Below are 23,377 nucleotides of genomic sequence, written 5' to 3' on the forward strand. Positions count from 1 at the left end.
AGGACTGCAGACCGCCAAGAGTAACTGAATGTTCATTTCCTAATACCTATCGTATTTGCTGTTATCACCTGGCAGCTCATACTTAAACTTATTTCAAACCCGAATGTAATGAAAAGCCCGGATCCCGATTTTTTCAATCGGGAGAGGACTTGAAATGAAAAGCAGGACTGCAGACCGCCAAGAGTAACTGAATGTTCATTTCCTAATACCTATCGTATTTGCTGTTATCACCTGGCAGCTCATACTTAAACTTATTTCATTTTTGGGGTTGTATAGTGTACCCACCTTTGTTCCTAAACCCGAATGTAATGAAAAGCCCGTAAACGAAGAATGAGTGCGGACTTGAAATGAAAAGCGGGACTGCACACCGCCAAGAACAACTGAATGTTCATTTCCTAATACCTGTCGCATTTGCTGTTATCGCCTGGCAGCTCCTACTTAAACTTATTTCATTTTTGAAGTTGCGAGGTGCAGAATCTGCTGTTCTTAAACCCGATTGCAATGTAAAGCCCGGATCCCGATTTTTTCAATCGGGAGAGGACTTGAAATGAAAAGCGGGATTGCACACCGCCAAGAACAACTGAATGTTCATTTCCTAGTATCTGTCGTATTTGCTGTTATCACCTGGCACCCGATACATAAAATGAAACTAAGTCATATATGATCATTTGTATAGAAACACCTGACTGCGCCTAAACCGTAAACTTAAGTCTTATAAATGCCTGCGGCCATTTTTTCGATAAATCCTTTTGGTAAAATCCTGTTGGCGCATACACTGATAATATTGGTAAAACCCGGAATAATTTCAGATTTTTTGGCAAACATTCCTTTTATCGCAATTTCGGCCACTTCTTCAGGCCTCATGTTAAACTTTTTAGCCATTTTGTTAAATGCATCTAATCCGGCCCGGTGCGCAAAACCTGTATCAACAGGACCGGGGCTCAGACAGCTCACTGAAACCGGACCATCTTTAAGCTCGAATCTTAGTGCCCTCGTAAAAGATAAAATAAAGGCTTTAGTTGCCGAATAAATAGCCAAAGTTGGTACCGCCTGGTAGGCTGCAGTACTGCAAACGTTGAGTATATAAGCCTTTTTTTCTGTTGAAAGGATCGGAAGCAATAAATGGCACAATGAGGTTACGGTGGTCATATTTAATTGACACATTTCTAACTGAGCACTTAAATCCAGTTCTTCAAATTTCCCCCATAAGCCATAACCTGCATTGTTGATCAGGATATGGATGGCATAATTTTCTTCTGTTATCCAGTTATATACTGCTTTTGGCGCTTGTGCCTGGCTAAGATCAATCGCCAGGATATGCACTTCAACACCATATTCGTTTTTAATTGCTGTTTGTAAAACACTTAATTCATCAGCCGAGCGGGAAATAAGCAACAGGTTGATTTTTCTCTTGGCCAGTGCAATAGCCATCGATTTGCCAATACCTTTGCTGGCTCCCGTTATCATGGCGTAGGTAATCTTTGTTTCTGACATCTTTTTACTCAAAACGATTTACCACAAATATCAAATAAATTAAATCTTATGTCTCATTTATTTTAAAATAACGCATGACTAAACACCAGTTAGCCATCTTTTTTGATTTATTATTTTTAATGAGTCTAAATAATGTTAGCTTTGCCGAAATTTAAAACTGCATGAAGCATCCTTACATAAAATTTTTTGCCATAGCTCTTATTATACTATCTACAACCACTCTCTTTGCACAAACTGGAAAGGGAACAATTTGCGGAAAAGTTGTCGATTCGTTAGGGAACAGCATACCTTTCGCCAACATACAGGTTAAAAAGCAGAATCTTAAAACCACTTCTGATAAAACTGGAACATTTAAATTAACAGCTGTTTCTGTCGGAAACCAACAGGTTAAGGTTTCGATTACAGGTTACGATCAGCTTGAACAGGGTATATCAGTTACCGCAAATGATACAACCTGGGTAACATTAGTTTTAAAAGAACAGCGTTCAGATCTTAACGATGTTATTGTTTCGGCAAGCAGACGGCCAGAATCATTATCACAAACACCATCATCGGTAACTGTACTAACCGCAAAAGAATTAAATACACAATCTGCTATTAGTCCGAATCTAGCCAATATACTTTCTTACAGCGTACCTGGATTGGGCTTTTCTACCAATCAAACGGGTAACTCTGGTCAGACTTTGCGGGGTAGGAATGTTTTGGTATTAATTGATGGTATTCCACAATCTACCCCATTAAGAGCAGGAGGAAGGGATATCCGCAGTATAGATCCTTCCGTTATCGAGCGTGTTGAAGTGATTAAAGGTGCCACCGCCATTTATGGTAATGGTGCAGAAGGTGGTTTAATCAATTATATTACTAAAAAAGCCGATCAGGGAAGATCATTCGGAGGCTACACGCAGGCCGGAATTACAGGAAACCTAAAAGGTGATAGCACCATTGGCTACCGCTTTTCGCAACAGCTTTACGGTAAAGCAGGTAAGTTTGATTACCTGGTAAGTGGTATGTTCGAAAAAACTGGTGTTTTCCGCGATGCTGAGGGTTTGGTTATCTCACCAGAATATGGTTTAGGAGAAACCAAATCTTACAACGGTTTTATAAAGCTGGGTTATAAGTTTACCCCAAAACAACGTTTGCAGCTGATGTATAATTATTTCAGCTCGCGGCAGCATTCTAAGTATGTAACCAAAGATGGCATTTACGGTCAATCGCCGGCCATTGGTATTTACGGAACAAGATTGGGCGAAGAAGAAGGGACAAGGTTTAACCACAATGCCAATTTACAATACACCAATCAGCAGATTTTCGGTAAAACTGATTTAACAGCCAACCTATATTACCAGGATTTTTATACCATTTATTCGAACTCAGCATCATTTTTCGGAGGCGGCCAATCGGCCATTACCTCTACCAAAAAAGGGGCAAGGGTAAACCTGAATACCCCTTTCAACGTTGTACATCAGGTACCAATGCAATTAAATTATGGTTTGGATTTAATGAACGATAAAACTGCTCAAAGTTTAACTGATGGCCGTTTATGGGTGCCTAATATGAATATGGTAAACTTTGCGCCTTATTTACAGGCTTCTGCAATTTTAATTAATGATTTAACCATAAAAGGAGGTTTAAGGGTAGAAAATATTAACATTGATGTAGACGATTTTAATACCCTGGCTACCGGAGCAAACGGTGCGGGTAGCATAGCGGTGCAGGGCGGTAAATTAAATTACAACGCTTTGGTGTTTAATGCTGGTGCACGTTATTCTAAATTCAGGTTTTTTAATCCTTTTATCAGTTATGCACAATCGTTCTCCGTATTTGAGTTAGGCAGGGTGCTAAGGGCAGCAAAAAGTAACACTTTATCGCAATTAGAAACTAAACCTATTATTGTAAACAATTATGAAGCTGGTTTTAGCAGCAGCCTAGGCAAACTGAATTTCAGCGCAGCATATTACTACAGCACTTCTAAACTAGGCGCTAATCTTTTAGAAGTGAATGGTACCTACATCTCGCAACGTATTCCAGAGCGCGTATATGGATTCGAAATCCAGGCTGATTATCAAGTTTTAAAAGAGCTGAGTATCGGCGGTAACTATGCACAAGTAGAAGGAAAAGGAGATGTAGATAATGATGGTAATTTTAACGGAGAGAAAGATGTGTATTTAAATACAACGCGTATACCACCATCAAAAACTACAGTTTATCTTAAATATTCGGGCATTAAAAACTTAAGTTTGGATGTAAACTGGATGCGTGTAGGAAACCGTGATCGTTTTAAAACCAATGCTGCAGGTAAATATTTAATTGGCGAAGGTCCGGTAAAAGCCTTCAATTTATTTAATGTGGCGGCAGTATATCAGGTTACACAGCCTTTAAAACTATCGGTAGGCATAGAAAATTTATTGAATAAAGTTTATTACCCTGCTATTTCGCAGTTTTACGGCAGCAATGTAAATTATGTACGGGGTAATGGACGCAGATTTAACCTATCGTTAGGCTACGCTTTTTAGGTAATGAAGAACAGGGATTTTAAAAATACCATCAGGAACATTCACCTTTGGTTGGGCCTGGCAACCGGTCTGGTAGTCATCATCGTCAGTATTACCGGAGCGCTTTATGTTTTTGAAGAAGAAATCAGGGATTTTACACAAAAAGATTTCCGCTATGTAAATCTCCAACAGCAGCCTTTTGTAGGTTTAGATAAAGTTATTTCGGGATTCGAAAAACTTTCGCCTAAAGATGAATTAAGGCTGATCAGAATTGAAGATGTACGGCCAAATGCAACAGTCGAACTAACCAGTAAAAAGGGAATAGTATATTATTTTAACCCCTATGATGCCACTTTAATAAAAAGAGGAGGAGAAGATTGGCTTCAGGTTGTAGAGCATATCCATACCTCGCTATTGTTAGGTAAAACCGGAAAGTTTATCGTGCAGTGGTCGGTGGTTATTTTTGTATTGATGCTGATAACAGGATTAATACTTTGGTTTCCTGGCCAAATGCGGTTATTAAAACAATCGTTAACCATTAAGAGAAAAGCTTCATTTAAAAGACTAAATTACGATTTACACAACGTGTTGGGCTTTTATGCATCAGTTGTGCTACTGGTTACCGCTTTGAGCGGTTTGTACTTTGCTTTTAAAGAAGTAAAAAATGTAGCTAGCTTTTTTACGGGGAGTAAATTAGGACAAGGCAAAGCTATTGTTTTAGCCAAACCTACGCATATCGAGCCCTTACCTATACGCTATAATAAAATTTATACCGAAGCCAAAATTAAATATCCTGGTGCTATCTCCACTAGTTTTTCGTTGCGTGGTAAAGGCGAACTGCGGTTAAGAATGATTTACCCGTACCGTTGGGCGCGCAGGCAAAATACCTTTTTTTATGAGGAAGCCACTGGCAGAATGATTAGGGCCAAACTGTATAAAGATTTTAATGGCGCCGATTTAATAGAAGCCACCAATTACGATCTGCACACGGGCAGGCTTTTAGGGCTCCCAAATAAAATCCTTTCTTGTTTAGCGGCTTTGGTTGCGGCGAGTTTGCCGGTTACCGGTTTTATCATCTGGTGGAAAAAAAGAAAAAAGCGCAAAAAGAAATAATAAAAGCTATAAAGTTGATTCGGCATACGCTTTAAGCTGGTTCAACCCCGATTGGCAAAACTTCTGCTGCATGGCGAAATCAAGATCTGCAACAGGTTCAAAGATTTCGGTAAGCGTAACAGGGTTATTTCCTGTAAAGGTGATCAGGCTTTTCCGGCCATCGTTTAATGTATAGGCAATTCGCTCATGCTCAATAATTTCGGTGTAAGTTCCGCTAAAGTCAAAACTTTCTGTTCCATCTTTTCTGGCCATAACATATAAAAAACCACCGCCTTCGATTAGGTTATTTTCAATTTTCTCATTAATCCATTCGTCAGATGGAGCATTCCATTTAATGATGTGCTCGGGTTCATTCCAGATTTTCCAGATCAGGCTAATTGGCTGGTTTATTTCAACGCTGGCAGTTAAAGCATTCTTGTTCATATCGGCTAAATTATGTCCTAAATTAACTGTTCCAGGCCTACTTTTAGGTGGCCATTGAAGACAAATTCAGAGGTGGTTTGGGTAATTTGTTGATGTGCAATATTTTTCGATTAAGCCTTAATATAAAATAACATTCCTCTTGGTTGTATGGTCAGTATTATTTTTATTGTTTTTCTTTCAATAAAGTCCTTAATCTATATTTTAGTTGCACGATGTGCTTAATGGTCCAATTTGAGGAAATTGAAAATAAATGAGGATTTAATTGGCCTTATAATTGTTAAGAATGAAATCTTTTGCTTTTCCTAAGCATTAGGTTTTTCCAAAAATAAATATTCAGAAATGTCAGATAAACCAAATTATGATGCAGAATTCTGCGGAAACTTACCAATTCACCACATTAATTCCATTCAAGATTATGGATATTTAATCGTATTGGATAATAAAACCTTGGATATTATACAAATCAGCGAAAACTTAAGTACAATTACCAATGAAGCACCAGCACAGATGATAAATAAACATTTATCATTATGGTTTAGCCAACAAGACATAGATAATATTATTAAACTGATTAAAGGAGATGCGAAAGACAGAATTCCAGTTAATCTGACATTTAAAAATGATGATGAAAAATTGCATTTCAATGGTTTGGTCCACGTTAAGCATGACTATACCTTATTGGAAATAGAAACTGCTTTAACGGATGGCCAGAAAAGTTTTTCAGACGTTTTTCAGGAAGTAAGGCAGTTTATTTCGGCCATGGAGAGTGCCTCAACACTGGAGGAAGTGTGTAATGTTGCCATTAAGCAACTACGTCAGATTTCAGGTTTCGATGGAGTAAGAATGTATCAGTTCGATGCTGCCTGGAACGGGACAGTAATTGCCGAGGAAATTTCAGGGGCATTGGAAAGTTATCTTGGGCAAACTTTTCCGGCTTCTGACGTACCTAAACAAGCAAGGGCACTTTACCTTAAAAATCCTTTCAGGCTTATTTCTAACCGTGCATATAAACCTGTTAGATTGTATCCGGTTATCAATCCTTTAACCAACGCCTTTATCGATCTATCTGATTGTAATTTACGGGGTGTTGCAGCTGTACACCTGGAATACATGCAGAATATGAACGTCAGTGCATCAATGTCTATCAGGGTATTGCATCACGATAAACTCTGGGGGTTAATATCATGCCATCATATCGAACCAAAATATCCAAATGTAGATATGCGCTATATTTTCGAGTGGCTTTCGGTAGAGATTTCCAATCGCATTACCGCTATATTAAGTCAGGAAGACTATCAGCGATCGGCTTTCAGACTTGAAAAACGAACCATTATCACTGATCTTATTTACTCGAAAGATGATATTATCGAAGGCTTGCTTGAAGATGAAAACTTAAATATTCTTTCTTTGTTTAATGCAGGCGGAGTGGTGGTAAAAATAGGTAACAGAATCGAATCGCGCGGAAATGTACCTGATAAAGTTGAAGTATATAACCTGATGTTATGGCTTGAGGGAAAAGAAACTGATAAGGTGTATGCCAGCGATCATTTAAGTGGGGTATATGAGGAAGCGAAAGCATATGAAAAATTTGGAAGCGGGATTTTGGTTATCCCGATTGATGGTAGGAACGGCGATTATATAATCTGTTTCAGGCCTGAAGTAATACAGCAGATCAAATGGGGCGGCGATCCTGAGCAGGTGATCAAATTTGATAAAGATGGTAAAAACTATCACCCACGAAATTCGTTTAAGCTTTGGCTACAAACCGTTTATGGGCAGTCGTTGCCTTGGAGCAATAATGAACTGGAAATAGCCGAATCCTTAAGGAATTTTATATTTGAATTTAGAATAAAGCAACTTTACAATTAGCTTAATGGAAAAAAAGCAGGAATCGGTATTGAATAAGCGTTACGATAAATACATTGTTGCCATTGGTGCATCTGCAGGTGGCCTGGAAGCCATTCATGAGTTCTTTGACCACATGCCGGCAAACTCGAGTTTTTCTTTTGTTGTGATCCAGCATCTTTCTTCCGATTATAAAAGTTTATTGGTAGAGCTTGTAGGAAAGCACACCCATATGAAGGTGTTCGAAGCAGCAAATGATATGGCCATCCAACAAGATTGTGTATATATCATTCCTAATAATAAACTCATGACCTTGGTTAAGGGGAGACTTAAGCTCGCTGATAAATCGCAGATTAAGGCACCTAATACCGCAATCGATCATTTCTTACATACCCTGGCGAAAGATAAAAAAGAGAAAGCAATTGCGATTATCCTTTCAGGAACTGGTACCGACGGTACCAAAGGCATACAAAGCATAAAAGAAAACGGTGGAATGGTTATCGTTCAGGATCCGGGGTCTGCTAAATTTGATGGTATGCCCAATTCGGCCATTGCATCTGGCAATGCCGATCATATAATGGTTCCTTCTAAGATGCAGGAAGAACTTTTTAGCTATGTAAATGAAGAACCTGTTAAAGTGCTCGAAAATGGTAAAGTTAATGAAGAACTGCTCGACGAGGTGTTTAAATTGGTGCACAACATTAGTGGAAATGATTTTAACCTGTATAAAACCCCCACTATTATCAGGCGTATTGGCAGGAGGATGAACGAGAGAGGTATAAAAAAACTCGACCGTTATGTCGATTTTTTGCGTAACAATACAGATGAAGTAAAGATTTTAGCGCAGGATTTCCTGATTGGGGTAACTAAATTTTTTAGAGATGAGCAGGCTTTCGTAGAACTTAATGAGTTTGCCATCAAAGATATCGTTAACCGGAAAGAAAACGGCGATGTGATCAAAATTTGGGTTTGTGCCTGTAGTACCGGGCAAGAGGCATACTCCATTACGGCACTTGCGGATGATTGCGTAGAGCGATCGGGCAAAAAGATCGAGATAAAAATATTCGCTTCTGATATTGATGAAAAAAGTATTGAGATTGCCTCTCGTGGCGAATACCCAGTGTCGGTAAAAAAAGAAATACCCGCTAAACTTTTTAAGAAGTATTTTGTACAGGAGGGAAAGCACATTAAAGTTGTTGCAAGCCTACGTAAACAGGTTGTTTTTGCCAAACATGATGTAATTAAATCGCCTCCTTTTATTAAAAACGACCTGGTTACCTGTAGAAACATGCTTATTTATGTCAATAGCATCCTTCAGGAAAAAATTCTTTCCATATTTCACTTCTCCCTGCTGCCAAATGGATATCTGTTTCTGGGATCGAGCGAAACTGCTTCTTCCATGAAGGCTGGTTTAACTGAAGTTTCGGGTAAATCGAAAATCTATAAAAAAACTGGAAAAATCAATTATTCCTCTTACAATACCTATAATACAGGCGCTAAGGCTGCAATTGGCCAGGAACGTAAAAAAGTCGGTAACACTGAGGTGCTACAAAGTCCGTTAGAAAAACGTTTGGCCGATTTTCTTTCATCAGATCTGGGCTATGTTGCGGTATTTATTGATAAAGCGTACATTATGCAGGATGCCGTTGGCGATTACCGCCAATATTTATCGCTTCCTGAACAAAGTATCGAACTCAATATTTTAAAGATGGTACCGCGGGAGGTATCTATCGTGCTCAATACCGGGTTGCGGAAAGCCTGGAAAGAAAATAAAAAGATTGAATTAAAGAAGATCCGTTTTACACAGATTACTAAAGATACTTTTGTAGACATTTCCATTGTACCGGCATCCCCGCTTCATACCAATGGTTTTACCATGGTAGTTTTTGCAAAACATGTTTCAGAAGTTGTTGCCGATAAGGATGAATTTGTTCTTTCTGGCTTTCATGATGCTAACCAATCTGAATATGTATTTGAACTGGAGGCCGAACTGAACGAAACACGCTCGAACCTGCAGCTGGCCGTAGAAGAAATGGAAACCACCAATGAGGAACTCCAATCAAGCAACGAAGAACTACTTTCAGCCAATGAAGAGCTCCAATCCAGCAATGAGGAGCTTCAATCATTAAACGAAGAGTTGCACACCCTAAATACCGAACACCAGTTAAAAATCAAAGAACTGATCGAATTAAATGATGATTTGGATAATTATTTCAGGAGTACCGATATTGGTCAGATTTTTCTCGACGTGGGAATGTTTATCCGCAAATTTAATCCTGCGGCAGTAAGCATGGTGAATCTTATCGAATCAGATATTGGCAGGTCCATAGAACACATTTCGAACAATATTAAGGCAGAAAATCTAATCAGCGATATTAAGAAGGTGCTGCTGAATGGGCAGGTAATCGAAAAGGAAGTACAACTGAAAAATAATACCCGATGCCTGATGCGTGTAATGCCTTATTTAAGGAAAGATAAGCGGGCAGATGGTGTGGTGATCTCTTTTGTAGATATTTCCAGAATTACAGAATTGAACAATATCATAAGCGGTGTTTTTAATGCAAGCCTTAATGGGATTTTGGCATTTAAAGCAGTGAGAGATGCTAAACATTTTATTGTGGATTTTGAGTGCAGCACCTATAACGATTCGGCACTAAGTATTTTAAAGAAGAACAAATCGGAGCTCACTGGAGCCAGGTTGATGAAAATGATTCCTGAACTTACGGTAAGTAATCTTTTTAATAAATATGTTGGCGTGGTAGAAAACGGAAAGGTGCTCGAAACAGAGCTTCAGTTTTCTAAAGAACAGTGGTTACAGCTAATTGCGGTAAAAATGTCTGACGGTTTTGTAGCTACATTAACCGATATCAGTCAGCAAAAATTGGCTGAACACAAGTTGAAAAAGAATTATAATGAACTTTTAGGCACGCGCGAGAACCTACGTCAACTCAATACCGATCTCGAACTAAAAGTGAAAGAGCGTACCATGAAACTTTCAGAAAGTGAAGAACGTTTCAACCTGGTGTCGCATGCCACAAACGATACCATTTGGGATTGGAACCTGGCCAATAACACCATGTGGCGGAGCGACAATTTTACTTCTATGTTCGGTTATCAGAAAGATGCACACACCGAAAATATTGCATTTTGGTTCGATAAAATCCATCCCGATGATCGTGAGCGGGTTAAAGCGAGTGTTTATGAGGCCATTAATCACAACGAAACCCAATGGACGGCTCAGTATCGTTTAGAAAAAGCAGACGGTAGTTATGCAACACTGCTAGACCGGGGAAGTATCCTTTTGGATAATCTGCACACCCCTTACCGTATGGTTGGTTCTATGGTCGATATATCAAAACTGGTAGATACTGAGGTGAGATTGAACTCTACAGAACGTAAATTCAGAAAGATTTTCGAATCAAATGTAATCGGAATTTTGTTCAGCGATATTGAAACCGGGCGGATAGAAGATGCTAACGATATCTTTTTAAAACTTTTAGGTTATTCGCGATCTGATTTCGAAAATGGAAATATTAATTGGATGCAGATTACACCCGAAGCTTTTTTGCCGATCAGCAAAATATCGCATAAATTATTAAAAGAAAAAGGCTTCTGCCCACCGTTTGAAAAACAGTACCTTACCAAAGCAGGCATTCCGGTAGATGTTTTAGTTGGTTCGGCATTGTTAGACGAAGATGTTCAGAACGGGGCAATTACCTATGTTATCGATATCAGCAAGCAGAAACATACCGAGAAAAAACGTAACGAACTTCAAAAGCTGATTAAGAAACAGCAAGACGAGTTTTATAGCATTTTTAAAAATGCACCAGCTTTAATCACCATCCGTAGAGGTAAAGCCCTCAAATACGAATTTGTTAACGAAGCTTTTAAAACTTTTGATGGCGGAACCGATTATATAGGCCGATCAAGGATTGGAAATGGTTCTAAGTTCGAATCACCTGAATTGCTCGAAATAGAGAAAAATGTGCTGAAAACAGGCGAAACTTATATAGCCAGCGCCTATAAGATCGAGCAGCTAAACCGTGCTACAGGAAATTCGGTTGAAAAGTGGTTCGATATTATCCTAAATCCAGTTTTTTCTGATCAGGGGCTAATTGATGGCATTGCTTTTTTTGGTTTCGAAGTAACCGATTTAATGAAAGCACAACAGGCTACTAAAGAGCTTATGCACCGAAAAGATGAGTTTATGAGTATTGCCAGTCACGAGTTAAAAACGCCGATAACCAGTATTAAAGGATTTTTACAGTTTGCATTGAGGATGGCCGAACAGCGAAAGTTTGAGAAAATTTATGAGTTTGTAGATAAGGCGAACCGTCAGATTGGTAAATTGACTGCACTTGTTGAAGATTTATTGGATGTAACCAAGATACAAGCTGGTAAAATGACTTTCAATTTTTCTGAATTCAATATTGCCGGCGTTATTGAAGATGCTATTGATGGTTTACAGGAAAGCATGAGTGAACACCGGATTGAACAGGATATTACTGATGTTCAGGTGTATGCCGATCGTAACCGGATTGAACAGGTTTTAAGCAACTTTATTTCCAACGCAATCAAATATTCTCCTCATGCAGATAAAATTATAGTACAGTCTAAAGCAGAGGGCGATTACCTGTTGGTTTCTGTACAGGATTTCGGAATTGGAATACCTAACGATAAAGCGCAATTTGTTTTCGACAGGTTTTTCCGTGTAGAAGCTTCTTCATACAGCTTTTCGGGGCTTGGGCTTGGCTTATATATTTCGGCCGAAATTGTTGAACGCCATGGAGGCGAAATCGGTGTAAACAGTAAAGAAGGAGAAGGTTCGGTATTCTGGTTTAAAATTCCGTTAAAAGATAAACCGTAGAATCAGTACGTGTTTTAAGACTGGTATTGTATGATTATCTAGATAAAGCAAACAAAAAATGCTTCACTGGTGTAATTATAGTTCCTCTAACACGGGAGTAATTGGAAAGGGGTAAACATGGATGTGGCTACCCTTTTCTCTTTTAACAACATTTTAAGCAGCGAACTTGTTTAGTTCATTTTGTTCAGTGTGGTTTGGCAGAATTTGAAATTAAAAGAAGTGTTTTTGCAAAGAACAAAAGAGAAGCTCTATGTGCTTAACTTTAGCCCCGTTACTATATAACATTTTCTATTTTTCATCACTTTATAATTTTTTGTACCCTTGTAAAAAAATACAATGGAAAAACCACTGATATGCATAACCTATTGCCCCAAATGTGGCTGGATGTTACGATCGGCTTACATGGCGCAAGAAATTTTAACCACTTTTGTAGATGAGGTAAAGGGGGTAACGTTAATCCCCAGTGAAACATCAGGCGTTTTTACTGTTCACGTTAGCGATAAACTAATTTTCGATAGGAGGCAGATGCAACGTTTCCCTGAAATTAAAGAATTAAAACAGCTTATTCGAGATGAAGTGAATCCAAGCATGAACCTTGGACACTCTGATATAAAATAATCCATTGATGATAATAAGCCAATAGAATTGCGGAGTATAGCTTTATTGAGCAAGAAGCTGATTATTGGCATGACAATCCGTTAGTGGCAGGTTTTGTTAACGAGGCCTGGCATTGGGAATATAGCAGCGCAATAGATTATAGTGGGGGTAAGGGGGCTGATAGATTTAGATGAACTGTAGAGGAGATATAGAAATGCACACGCGGCACGCGTGCGCCAGCGAGGGGGGGAACTGCCCTTCAACCGGTAAATTCTTTGCATAAAAAGCAGATTCATGTTTTGAACAGGCTTAAGCGTATGAGAAGTTATACTGTTTTTGCTATTTAATCCTAAGCAATAGTGCTTAGCTGAGTTTTAGGAAAATATGTATATTCGTTTCGTACCAAGTAATACTACGGTACTGTTTTCTCTATGTTCCTTATTCAAAAAAAAACGGCCTGCTTCATACTTTTTTTATGTATGGGCGCAGGTATTTGTTTTGCCCAGTCTCCAGCTGTTCCCCTTAAATACTTGGGGGTAGAAAGTGGTCTGTCTAACAATGTGGTAAATTCCTTGTATCTAGATCATTTCGGGTTTATGTGGATGGGTACCTATGACGGATTAAACCGTTACGATGGCTATCACTTTAAGGTTTTCAGGAATGGATGGGGAGATGAACATTCATTGGTAAATAACCATATTACCGTACTGAATGGAGATGCGAATAACAGGGTTTGGGTAGGCACACAAAAGGGGATCTCATATTATGATTATGCTGATTCCAAGTTTCATCAATTGATTTATCTGGATAAAGGCAGAAAAAATGAGGTAAGCTATGCTATTAATTCCATTGCAATAAGTCAAGCTTTAGTTGTTTATGTGGCTACTGAAGAAAAAGGCCTGTTCATGCTCAAAAAGAATAGCGGTGCAGCAGAACGGATACCATATGGGAAAAATTTCGATTTTACTGTAAAAGCTTTATATATAGATGAAGATCAAAACCTTTGGCTTTTTATAAAAGATGTAGGGCTTTGTAGGTATGACAGTGATAAAAATACACTCCGTTTAGTAACCACTGCGGTACGTTCGGTAACTAGCATTACAAAAGGCACTAACCAAATGCTTTGGGTTGGAACAGAGCGCGGACTTTTTAAGTTTGATAAAGCAAAAAGTATTCTTACCAAATTTGACCAGCATTTAAGTAATGAGAATATTATGAGTTTGCTGTTTGATCGGAAACAAAAGCTCTGGATTTCGACTGATGGGGGAGGGATTACCGTTTATGACACAAAAAATCAAAAAACAGATTACCTGTCTGCAGGAAAAGAAAAAGGTTTATTGAGCAGTAATTCTATTGCACAGGTTTACGAAGACCGCGAATCCAGAAAGTGGATTGCGACCTTACGAGGTGGGGTTAATATCATTGATCCTGAAAACGAGCAGTTTACCACCATTAAACATGATCCATTAAAAAGTAATTCCTTAATTAACAACTTTGTACTCTCCTTTAGTGAAGATGAGAATAAAAACATTTGGATTGGGACTGATGGGGGTGGTTTAAGTGTTTGGAACCGAAAGCAGAACACTTTTGCTAATTACGCTAAAACAAGCGATCCAAACTCTTTAACCAGTAATTTTGTGACCAGTATTTTAAACGATGCAGATCACAACGTTTGGGTGGCCAGTTTTAGCGGAGGGATAGATCGTTTTAATAAAACAACCGGAAAATTTGTTCACTATAACTGTTATAATACTTTTAAAGGTATCGATGACATTAATATTTGGAAGCTTTATCAAGATAAACAACAAAATATTTGGGTAGGCACCACAAAAGGCGGTGCATTGTATCGTTATAATAAAAGCGCTGATAAATTTGAACTTTTCGACCATAAATTAAAGGATATTCATAGCTTGTTCCAGGATTCGAAAGGCAGACTTTGGGCAGGTAATTATACTGAACTGATTGAAATAGATCCAATAAACAAGAGACATCGTTATACGAAGATCAACTTTGCCATTAGGGCCATTCAGGAAGATTTTAATCATCAAATATGGATCGGCACAGAGGGTGGAGGTTTATTGCTTTTTGACCCCGAAACCAAAAAAATAAAGCGATATATCCAGAGTGATGGATTACCCAGTAATTCGGTACTTAATATCCTTCAGGATACAAAAGGTAATTTGTGGTGCAGTACCTACAATGGCTTATCGAAATTTGATGTTACGCACCATAATTTTAAAAACTATTTTGCTACTGATGGTTTACAGAGCAATCAATTCAATTATAATGCAGCATTAAAGCTTACCAATGGTGATTTTTTATTTGGTGGAATTGGTGGTTTTAACTTGTTTTCGCCCGATAGCATCAAGAAAAATAAAAGGATACCTAAAATGGTGCTGACTGATTTTAGGATCAATAATATTCCGCTCGATCAGGATTCGAGTTATAACGATATTTCTATTGTTAATTTATCACGTATCGAAATCCCATTTAATGCTGCAGTGATTTCTATTGATTATGCAGCTATAGAATTCTCTTTTCAGGATCAGATTTCTTACGCCTATTACCTGGAAGGTTGGGACAGAGACTGGAATTATGTAAACAAATTAAGTACAGCCTATTACTCAAGGTTAAATGAGGGCGAGTATAAACTGCACATTAAAAGTACCGATACCGAAGGTGCCTGGAGCAACAATGAAAAAATAGTAATCATTAAGATTTTACCGCCTTGGTACCGTACCTGGTGGGCTTATACCATTTACCTTATTCTAGGATCGTCATTGTTTTATCTTTTTCAAACTTATCGTAACCGCCAGAGAAGGTTAAAACACGAGGTGGAGATTACCAACCTTAAAATGGAGCGTGAAAAAGACCTGAATGAGAAAAAATTAAGTTTCTTTACCAATATTTCGCACGAGCTGAGAACGCCGTTAACCTTAATCGTTAACCCGATTAAAGATATTATCCATAAAAAAGACCCAGGACCTGAAAAAAACGATTTAAATATAGTTTATCGCAATTCGAGGCGTTTATTAAGCCTGGTAGATCAGTTATTGCTATTTAGAAAGACTGAAAGTGAGAATGATACCTTAAAAATTGTAAGGATCAACCTGTACAGATTTACCAACGAGATTTTTCTCTGCTTTAATTATTTGGCAAAGCAGAACCACATCGAGTATACTTTTGAGTGCGAAGAAGAAGACCTGGATATTTATGCCGATAAAGATAAACTCGAAATTGTTTTTTTTAACCTGCTCTCTAATGCACTTAAGTTTACTCCAAAAGGTGGTTTTGTGAAATTTAGTGTTAAAACCATCGGTATGCGGGTGCATATTGAGGTGAGTGATAGTGGTCCGGGCATACCTGTAGATGTGGGGGAAAAATTGTTCGATAAGTTTTATAAGGTGATGTCAAACGAATCGTTAAAGATGGGGTTTGGCATTGGGCTTTATCTGGCCAAAAACTTTGTAGAATTGCACAAGGGTAAAATTTCGTTCCGCTCCAATCAGGGGATGGGCACCATATTTTTGATCGACATTCCGGTTGGGGAACCAAACTTGCAACAAAGCGGTGTTTTCCAGAATGAGTTAACCTACGTAAACGAGCTCATTGCACAAGAGGAAGAAGCAGAAAATAACGATGCCGAGAATGTGGGCAACCTCGAATTGCTCATCTCAGATTTACACTCGATTTTGGTTATTGATGATAACCCCGAAATTATCGATTACATCAAGCACATTTTTCAGGATAATTTCAAAATTTACAAGGCCGAAAATGGTACAGATGGACTAAAACTCTGTAAAGAATGTTTGCCTGATATCGTTATATCTGATGTAAATATGGATGGCCTCAACGGTATCGAACTCTGTAAAGCGATTAAAGACGATTCTGCCCTAAGCCATATTCCGGTAATTCTGTTAACTGGCGACCCTAGTCCGGAGATAAAACTTAAAGGAATTGAAGTTGGTGCCTACGATTTTATAGGTAAACCATTCGATAAAGAACTCTTTACAGCCAAAATTAATAGCATTATTAAAAACAGGACCAATCTTCAGTCTTATTTCTACAATGAAATAACCTTAAAAAGTGATGCCCATAAAGTATCACAAGAGGATAAGGGCTTTCTTCAAAAATGCATCATGATTATTGAAGAAAATCTGATGGAAGACAGCTTTAATGTAAAAACACTGGCATCTGACCTTGGAATGAGTCATTCTAATCTCTACAAAAGGATCAAAGCCACTTCAGGCCAATCGATAAATGGTTTTATCCGTTTCATCAGGTTAAGAAAGGCTGCCGAGTTGTTAATTAATACCAATTTAAATATTAACGAAGCTGCTTTTAGAGTGGGAATAAATGATAGTAAATATTTTAGGGAGCAGTTTCAAAAGCTGTTTAAACTAACACCTTCTGAGTTTATTAAGAAACACAGGAAAAGTTTTCATAAATACTATAATATTAATGCTACAACATAAAAGTTACCCTAATTTAGGCTTTTAAAGGCATTTATCTTAAAACGCCCCCTGCAAAGTGTGATTTAGCCCCCTGTATAAAGTTTAAAAATTTCGGTACTTCGGCTTTACCAAGTGTAAGCGACTGAGCAGCCTAAACCATATAATGTATCAATCACTAAATAAAAGTATATTTCTAATCTGCACATTCATCGGCATCACCCTGATGAGTGTTGCGCAAGAAACGCAACTGAGTACCATTGCCAGTAATGGCTGGGCTAATAACTCTGTAAATACTGTTATTTTCCGTAAAAATTCTTTAATCAGTTTTAAAGGTAGCCAGTACGCCGCTTATTATGATGATGAACAAAATGTGGTATTAGCCAAACGTAAAATTGGGTCAAGCCGCTGGACATTAGTTACTACGGCCTATAAAGGTGATGCAACCGACGCCCATAAATCGATTAGCATCATGATAGATGGCGATGGTTTCCTCCATATTGTTTGGGGCCAGCATAACAACAATTTAAATTATGCTAAATCGGTTTCAGCAGGTTCGTTAACCTTAGGAGATAAGGCCGTTATGCTTTCTGCAAAGGAAAATAAAGTCAGTTACCCTGAATTTTATAAGTTGACAAATGGCGATTTATTGTTTTTTTACCGCGATGGTGGCTCTGGAAATGGAAACCTGATGATAAACCGTTATAGCCTGAAGACCAAAAAGTGGACACGTGTGCAGGATGGAATGATTAATGGCGAAGGTGAACGAAATGCATATTGGCAGGTTGCAGTAGATCAGGCTGGAACCATCCATTTATCGTGGGTGTGGCGCGAAAGCCCTGATGTAGCCAGTAACCATGATTTATGTTATGCTAAATCTACTGATGGAGGTTTAACCTGGTTAAAATCTACCAATGAAAAATATAGCCTTCCTATTACTGCCGATAATGCAGAATATGCACTTAAAATTCAGCAAAAAAGTGAGCTGATCAACCAAACATCAATGTTTGCTGACGCCAAGGGTAATGTATTTATTGCTGGTTATTGGCGAGATATGAACGAAACCATACCGCAATATCACTTGGTTTTTAAAACAGATAACCATTGGGAAGTAAGCAACCTTAATTTTAGAAAAACAGCTTTTAGTTTAAGTGGAGGAGGTACCAAACAGATTCCGATTTCGCGGCCACAGATTATCGTTTGGCCAAATGGGAAACATTATGCCGCAGGATTGTTGTTTAGAGATGCTGAACGAGGTAACAAAGTTTCAATTGCGTTGAACGATCAGCTTGGAGCAGGAAATTGGAAGATTAAAGACCTTACTCAAAAAAGCGTTGGCGATTGGGAGCCTAGTTACGATACTGAGCTTTGGAAAAGCAAAGGAATTTTAAGCCTTTTTCTACAGCATGTTACTCAGGTAGACGGAGAAGGAAAGGCTAACCAGGCACCAACAATTGTGCAAGCCTTAGACTGGAAACCAAAAAATAAATAGCGAATTAACCTTAAAATGAAACATCCCATTATAAAATATAGCCTTTCTTTACTTGCTGTTTTGTTCCTGTTATCAATAAATATGGTAAAAGCGCAAAGCAAAAAAACAGCTAAGATCGCTCAAGAAAATACAGCTTATTTATTTGCTTATTTTACCGGAAACAGTAAAGCAGAAGAGGCGATACGTTTTGCGGTGAGCACCGATGGCTACCATTACAAAGCATTAAACAATAATAATCCAATTATTTCTTCAGAAAAGATCAGCAGTACTGGTGGTATACGCGATCCACATATTTTGCGTGGCGAAGATGGCAAAACTTTTTACATGGTAGCAACAGATATGGTTTCGGCCAATGGCTGGAACTCGAACAGGGCAATGGTATTGCTTAAATCAAATGATCTGATCCATTGGACATCAGCAGTTGTTAATATTCAAAAACGTTTTCCAAATAACGAAAATCTGTTACGCGTTTGGGCGCCGCAGACCATTTACGATAAAACGGTCAAAAAATATATGGTTTATTGGTCGATGAAGCATGGCGATGACCCTGATAAAATCTATTATGCTTATGCAAACGCTGATTTTACCGACTTAGAGACTACCCCGAAGCAACTCTTTTTTAGTCCTACCAATGGCTCTTGTATTGATGGCGACATTATTTACGATAAAGGGAAATACAATCTGTTCTTTAAAACAGAAGGTAATGGCAATGGTATTAAAAAAGCAATTTCTAATCAACTAACAGAAGGTTATGTACTACAGAATAAATACCTGCAGCAGACCAAAGAAGCGGTAGAAGGTGCGGGCGTTTTTAAGTTGAATCATAGTGATGAGTATATTCTGATGTATGATGTATATATGAAAGGCCGTTACCAGTTTACCAAAAGCAAAGACCTGGCAAATTTCAGTGTAGTAGATCAAGATGTTACAATGGATTTTCATCCTAGGCATGGAACTATTTTGCCGATTAATCAGCAAGAGTTAAGCCGGCTGCTTAAACAGTGGTATACAGTCGAGTCTGTTCTACACACCGCAAAAAATAAGGCAATCAACCAAAATAACGTTGTTCTGGATAGTGTGAAACAGAAACTTTATCTACCTGTAAATTATGGTACAGATCTAAAGGCTTTTGATCCGCAGTTTAATACCTTTAATCAAATCAGTATCGCACCAAAAGGAAAATTGGATTTTACTAAAGGCCCTGTAAAAATTAAGGTGAACATTCCCGGTAAGCAAGTTAAAACCTACGAGGTTAGCGTTGAAGTAGCCAATAACCCAGTGCTAAAAGGCTATTATGCCGACCCTGAAATTTTATATTCCAATAAAACTTCAAAGTATTATATCTATCCAACCAGTGATGGTTTTAATAACTGGAGCGGTACATATTTTAAGAGTTTTTCTTCAACCGACCTGGTTAGCTGGAAAGATGAAGGGAAAATATTAGACCTTGAAAAAGATGTTTCATGGGGAAAAAGGAATGCCTGGGCACCTACCATTATCGAAAAGAAAGTAAATGGAGTATATCAGTATTACTATTATTTTACCGCTGCACAGAAAATTGGCGTTGCTATTGCCGATAATCCGGCCGGACCGTTTGAGGATAGTGGAAGGGCTTTAATTGCGAGCAAACCAAAAGGAATAAAAGATGGTCAGGAGATTGATCCAGATGTATTTAACGATCCTAAAACCAACAAAAGTTATTTGTACTGGGGTAATGGCTACATGGTTGTTGCACCACTAAATGATGATATGATTTCGATTGATACCAATGCGATTAAGATGATAACTCCAGATAAAAGTTTTAGAGAAGGCACCGAAGTTTTTTACCGTAATGGAAAGTATTATTTCTTATGGTCGGAAGATGATACCCGAAGCGAGAATTACAGAGTAAGATATGGTTTTTCTGACTCACCTACAGGAAAAATAACTATTCCAGAAAATAATCTGATTCTGGCAAAAGATGTAGCGCAAGGTATTTATGGAACTGGACACAACAGCGTAATTAAAGTTAACGGAAAAGATGAATGGTATATGGTTTACCATCGTTTTACCCGACCAAAAGGAATCTCAATGGGAAGTGCTGCAGGCTACAACCGTGAAGTTTGCATCGATAAGATGGAATTTAATACTGATGGAACCATTAAACCTGTAATACCAACTGTAAAAGGCATTAAACCGATACACTAATGAATTTAAAATTATATCAAGCGCTTTTCTTATTGTTGTTTTTTAGCTGCACAGCTGTAAATGCACAAACTTCAACTTCAAAAGAGGAAGTGCTCGAAATGATCGACCGTACAAATACCTACTGGCAAAGCAACAATAAACCCGAAGTACGTGCTTTTTGGGATCATGCTGCTTACCATACCGGAAATATGGAAGTTTACAGCATTACCAAAAACGAAGCTTACCGTAAATATTCAGAAGATTGGGCCGTTCATAACCAATGGATGGGTGCAAAATCAACTGATAAATCCAACTGGAAATATAAATATGGCGAAACGGATGAACATGTGCTATTTGGCGATTGGCAGATCTGCTTTCAGACTTATATCGATTTATACCACTTAAAACCTGAAGAATATAAAATTGCAAGGGCAAAAGAGGTAATGCAATACGAAATGAGTACACCCAATAATGATTATTGGTGGTGGGCCGATGGTTTGTACATGGTAATGCCTGTTATGACCAAACTTTATAAAGTAAGTGGCGATCAAAAATACCTGGATAAACTATACGAATATTTTATGTATGCCAACAGCATTATGTACGATAAAAAGGAAAAACTTTATTACCGAGATGCTAAATACGTTTATCCTAAACACAAGAGTGTAAATGGCAAAAAAGATTTTTGGGCAAGGGGAGATGGTTGGGTGTTTGCAGGTTTGGCGAAAGTGCTAAAAGATTTGCCACTTTCAGACCCACACCGTAACGAATACCTAACAAAATATCGGAATATGGCCAAAGCAATTGTTAAAAGCCAGCAGGCAGAAGGATATTGGACGAGAAGTATCCTCGATCCGCAACACGCGCCAGGACCTGAAACAAGCGGGACAGCCTTTTTTACTTATGGTTTGTTATGGGGGATAAACAATGGTTATTTAAAAGAAAAAAGCTATTTATCAGCAGCACAAAACGCATGGGCATATTTAACTAAAACAGCATTACAACCTAATGGTAAACTGGGGTATGTACAGCCGATAGGTGAGAAAGCTATCCCTGGCCAGGTGGTTGATGCAAATTCTACCGCGAATTTTGGTGTAGGCGCATTTTTATTGGCTGGATGTGAGATGTATCGCCATTTATCAAACGAAAATTAAATTTTAACACTAAATGAAATTAAGAAATATCTACATTACAACTTTACTCATTACATTGATTGGAGGAACTGCTTTTGCTCAAAAAAAGAGCAAAGCCCCAAAAAATGTAGTGTTAAACGATCGGCAGTTTTGGTTGCAGCAGATGGACAAGATGGTAAAACCAGTTTTGTATAATCTGGCTAAAGACAGCCTACGTATTGCAATGCCAAAAGTCACTTCTATCCATATTGATAATAAAGAACATCGCATTAAAGTACAGTATGTTGAGGTTTTGGGTAGAGTTTTAAGCGGTATTGCACCGTGGTTACAGCTAGAGGGAGGTTCGGCAGAAGAAGTGGCTTTAAGGAAACAATACCGCGAGTGGGCTATTAAAGGATTAAAAAATGCATTGGATTCTAATGCCAAAGATTTTATGACTTTCGATATCGGTGGGCAGCAACTGGTAGATGCTTCTTATATCGCGTTGGCTTTGGTACGCGCACCGTGGCTTTGGGAAAACCTGGATAAGAAAAACCAGGAACTGATGATGCAATCTATTGTGACAACCAGGAGATTCAAACCTGTTTTTTCTAACTGGTTATTATTTTCAGCCATGAACGAAGCCTTTCTGGCCAGGTTTGGATATAATTGGGATCCTATGCGTGTTGATTACGCCCTGCAACAAATGGAACAATGGTACACAGGTGATGGAATGTATACTGATGGAACATCTTTCGCCTTCGATTATTACAATAGTTATGTTATCCATCCTTACCTGGCTACCTTGGCCAATATTATTGGTACTAAAACGAACAGTTATAAAGAAATGTTCGAAAAGGTTAAAAAGCGTAATGAACGATATGCCATTATTCAGGAAAGATTAATCAATGCTGATGGTACTTATCCTGCAACTGGTCGTTCGATTATTTACCGTGGTGCTGCATTTCATCATTTAGCCGATATGGCCTGGAGAAAAGCATTACCAAAACAGTTAAGTCCGGCTCAGGTACGTTGCGCATTAACCGCTGTAATCAAAAAAACTTTAGAGAGTCCAAGCACTTATAAAAACGGTTGGTTAACCATTGGTTTGTATGGTGATCAGCCAAATCTTGGCGATTTCTATAACAACCAGGGTAGTCCATACATTGCATCGAATATCTTTTTGCCTTTAGGTTTGCCAGAAGGTGATCCTTTTTGGGCCAATCCTGCTGAAAAATGGAGTGCGCAAAAGATCTGGAGCGGTGAGAATTTTGAAAACGATCATAGTGCCAGTTTAAAATAAATAGCAGCTAGCTATACAATTA

Annotated in this window: 12 protein-coding genes; 10 read left to right on the plus strand and 2 right to left on the minus strand. The window is 38.3% G+C overall.

The genetic code is table 11. The features are described from left to right. Positions 1–705: 705 nt before the first annotated feature. Positions 706–1,494 (minus strand): SDR family oxidoreductase, encoded by a 789-nt coding sequence (locus FHT21_RS06350; protein WP_167293888.1) that lies wholly within the window; start codon positions 1,492–1,494, stop codon positions 706–708. 161 nt (positions 1,495–1,655) lie between these two features. Between FHT21_RS06350 and FHT21_RS06355 the strand changes: the two genes are divergently transcribed. Beyond that, positions 1,656–4,007, plus strand: coding sequence for a TonB-dependent receptor (locus FHT21_RS06355; protein WP_167293889.1), 2,352 nt, complete (start codon positions 1,656–1,658; stop codon positions 4,005–4,007). 3 nt (positions 4,008–4,010) lie between these two features. After that, positions 4,011–5,099, plus strand: coding sequence for a PepSY-associated TM helix domain-containing protein (locus FHT21_RS06360; RefSeq protein WP_167293890.1), 1,089 nt, complete (start codon positions 4,011–4,013; stop codon positions 5,097–5,099). A gap of 6 nt (positions 5,100–5,105) precedes the next feature. Here the strand turns inward: FHT21_RS06360 and FHT21_RS06365 are convergent, their stop codons facing one another. Beyond that, entirely contained in the window at positions 5,106–5,522 is a 417-nt protein-coding gene (locus FHT21_RS06365; RefSeq protein ID WP_167293891.1) for an SRPBCC domain-containing protein, read from the minus strand. A gap of 339 nt (positions 5,523–5,861) precedes the next feature. Between FHT21_RS06365 and FHT21_RS06370 the strand changes: the two genes are divergently transcribed. The 8 genes from FHT21_RS06370 (at position 5,862) to FHT21_RS06405 (ending at position 23,355) form a co-directional block, all read left to right on the plus strand. Beyond that, positions 5,862–7,391 (plus strand): GAF domain-containing protein, encoded by a 1,530-nt coding sequence (locus FHT21_RS06370; protein WP_167293892.1) that lies wholly within the window; start codon positions 5,862–5,864, stop codon positions 7,389–7,391. A gap of 4 nt (positions 7,392–7,395) precedes the next feature. After that, positions 7,396–12,234: a chemotaxis protein CheB gene (locus FHT21_RS06375; RefSeq protein ID WP_167293893.1), complete on the plus strand. Its 4,839-nt coding sequence runs from the start codon at positions 7,396–7,398 to the stop codon at positions 12,232–12,234. A 336-nt stretch (positions 12,235–12,570) separates the two neighbouring features. Beyond that, the gene (locus FHT21_RS06380; RefSeq protein WP_167293894.1) at positions 12,571–12,852 is read left to right on the plus strand and encodes a SelT/SelW/SelH family protein; all 282 of its coding nucleotides are present in this window, start codon (positions 12,571–12,573) and stop codon (positions 12,850–12,852) included. Between the two features lie 458 nt (positions 12,853–13,310). Continuing rightward, entirely contained in the window at positions 13,311–17,306 is a 3,996-nt protein-coding gene (locus tag FHT21_RS06385) for a hybrid sensor histidine kinase/response regulator (RefSeq protein ID WP_167293895.1), read from the plus strand. 142 nt (positions 17,307–17,448) lie between these two features. After that, positions 17,449–18,774: a BNR repeat-containing protein gene (locus FHT21_RS06390; protein WP_167293896.1), complete on the plus strand. Its 1,326-nt coding sequence runs from the start codon at positions 17,449–17,451 to the stop codon at positions 18,772–18,774. A 15-nt stretch (positions 18,775–18,789) separates the two neighbouring features. Next, entirely contained in the window at positions 18,790–20,961 is a 2,172-nt protein-coding gene (locus FHT21_RS06395) for a family 43 glycosylhydrolase (protein WP_167293897.1), read from the plus strand. Continuing rightward, positions 20,961–22,094: a glycoside hydrolase family 88 protein gene (locus tag FHT21_RS06400; protein ID WP_167293898.1), complete on the plus strand. Its 1,134-nt coding sequence runs from the start codon at positions 20,961–20,963 to the stop codon at positions 22,092–22,094. Before FHT21_RS06395 ends, FHT21_RS06400 begins: the two co-directional genes overlap by 1 nt. A 13-nt stretch (positions 22,095–22,107) precedes the next feature. Further along, on the plus strand, positions 22,108–23,355 hold the full coding sequence (locus FHT21_RS06405) for a DUF2264 domain-containing protein (RefSeq protein WP_167293899.1): 1,248 nt from the start codon (positions 22,108–22,110) through the stop codon (positions 23,353–23,355). Positions 23,356–23,377: the final 22 nt, after the last annotated feature.

The sequence above is a fragment of the Pedobacter sp. SG908 genome (genome assembly GCF_011759615.1).
Classification (GTDB): domain Bacteria; phylum Bacteroidota; class Bacteroidia; order Sphingobacteriales; family Sphingobacteriaceae; genus Pedobacter; species Pedobacter riviphilus.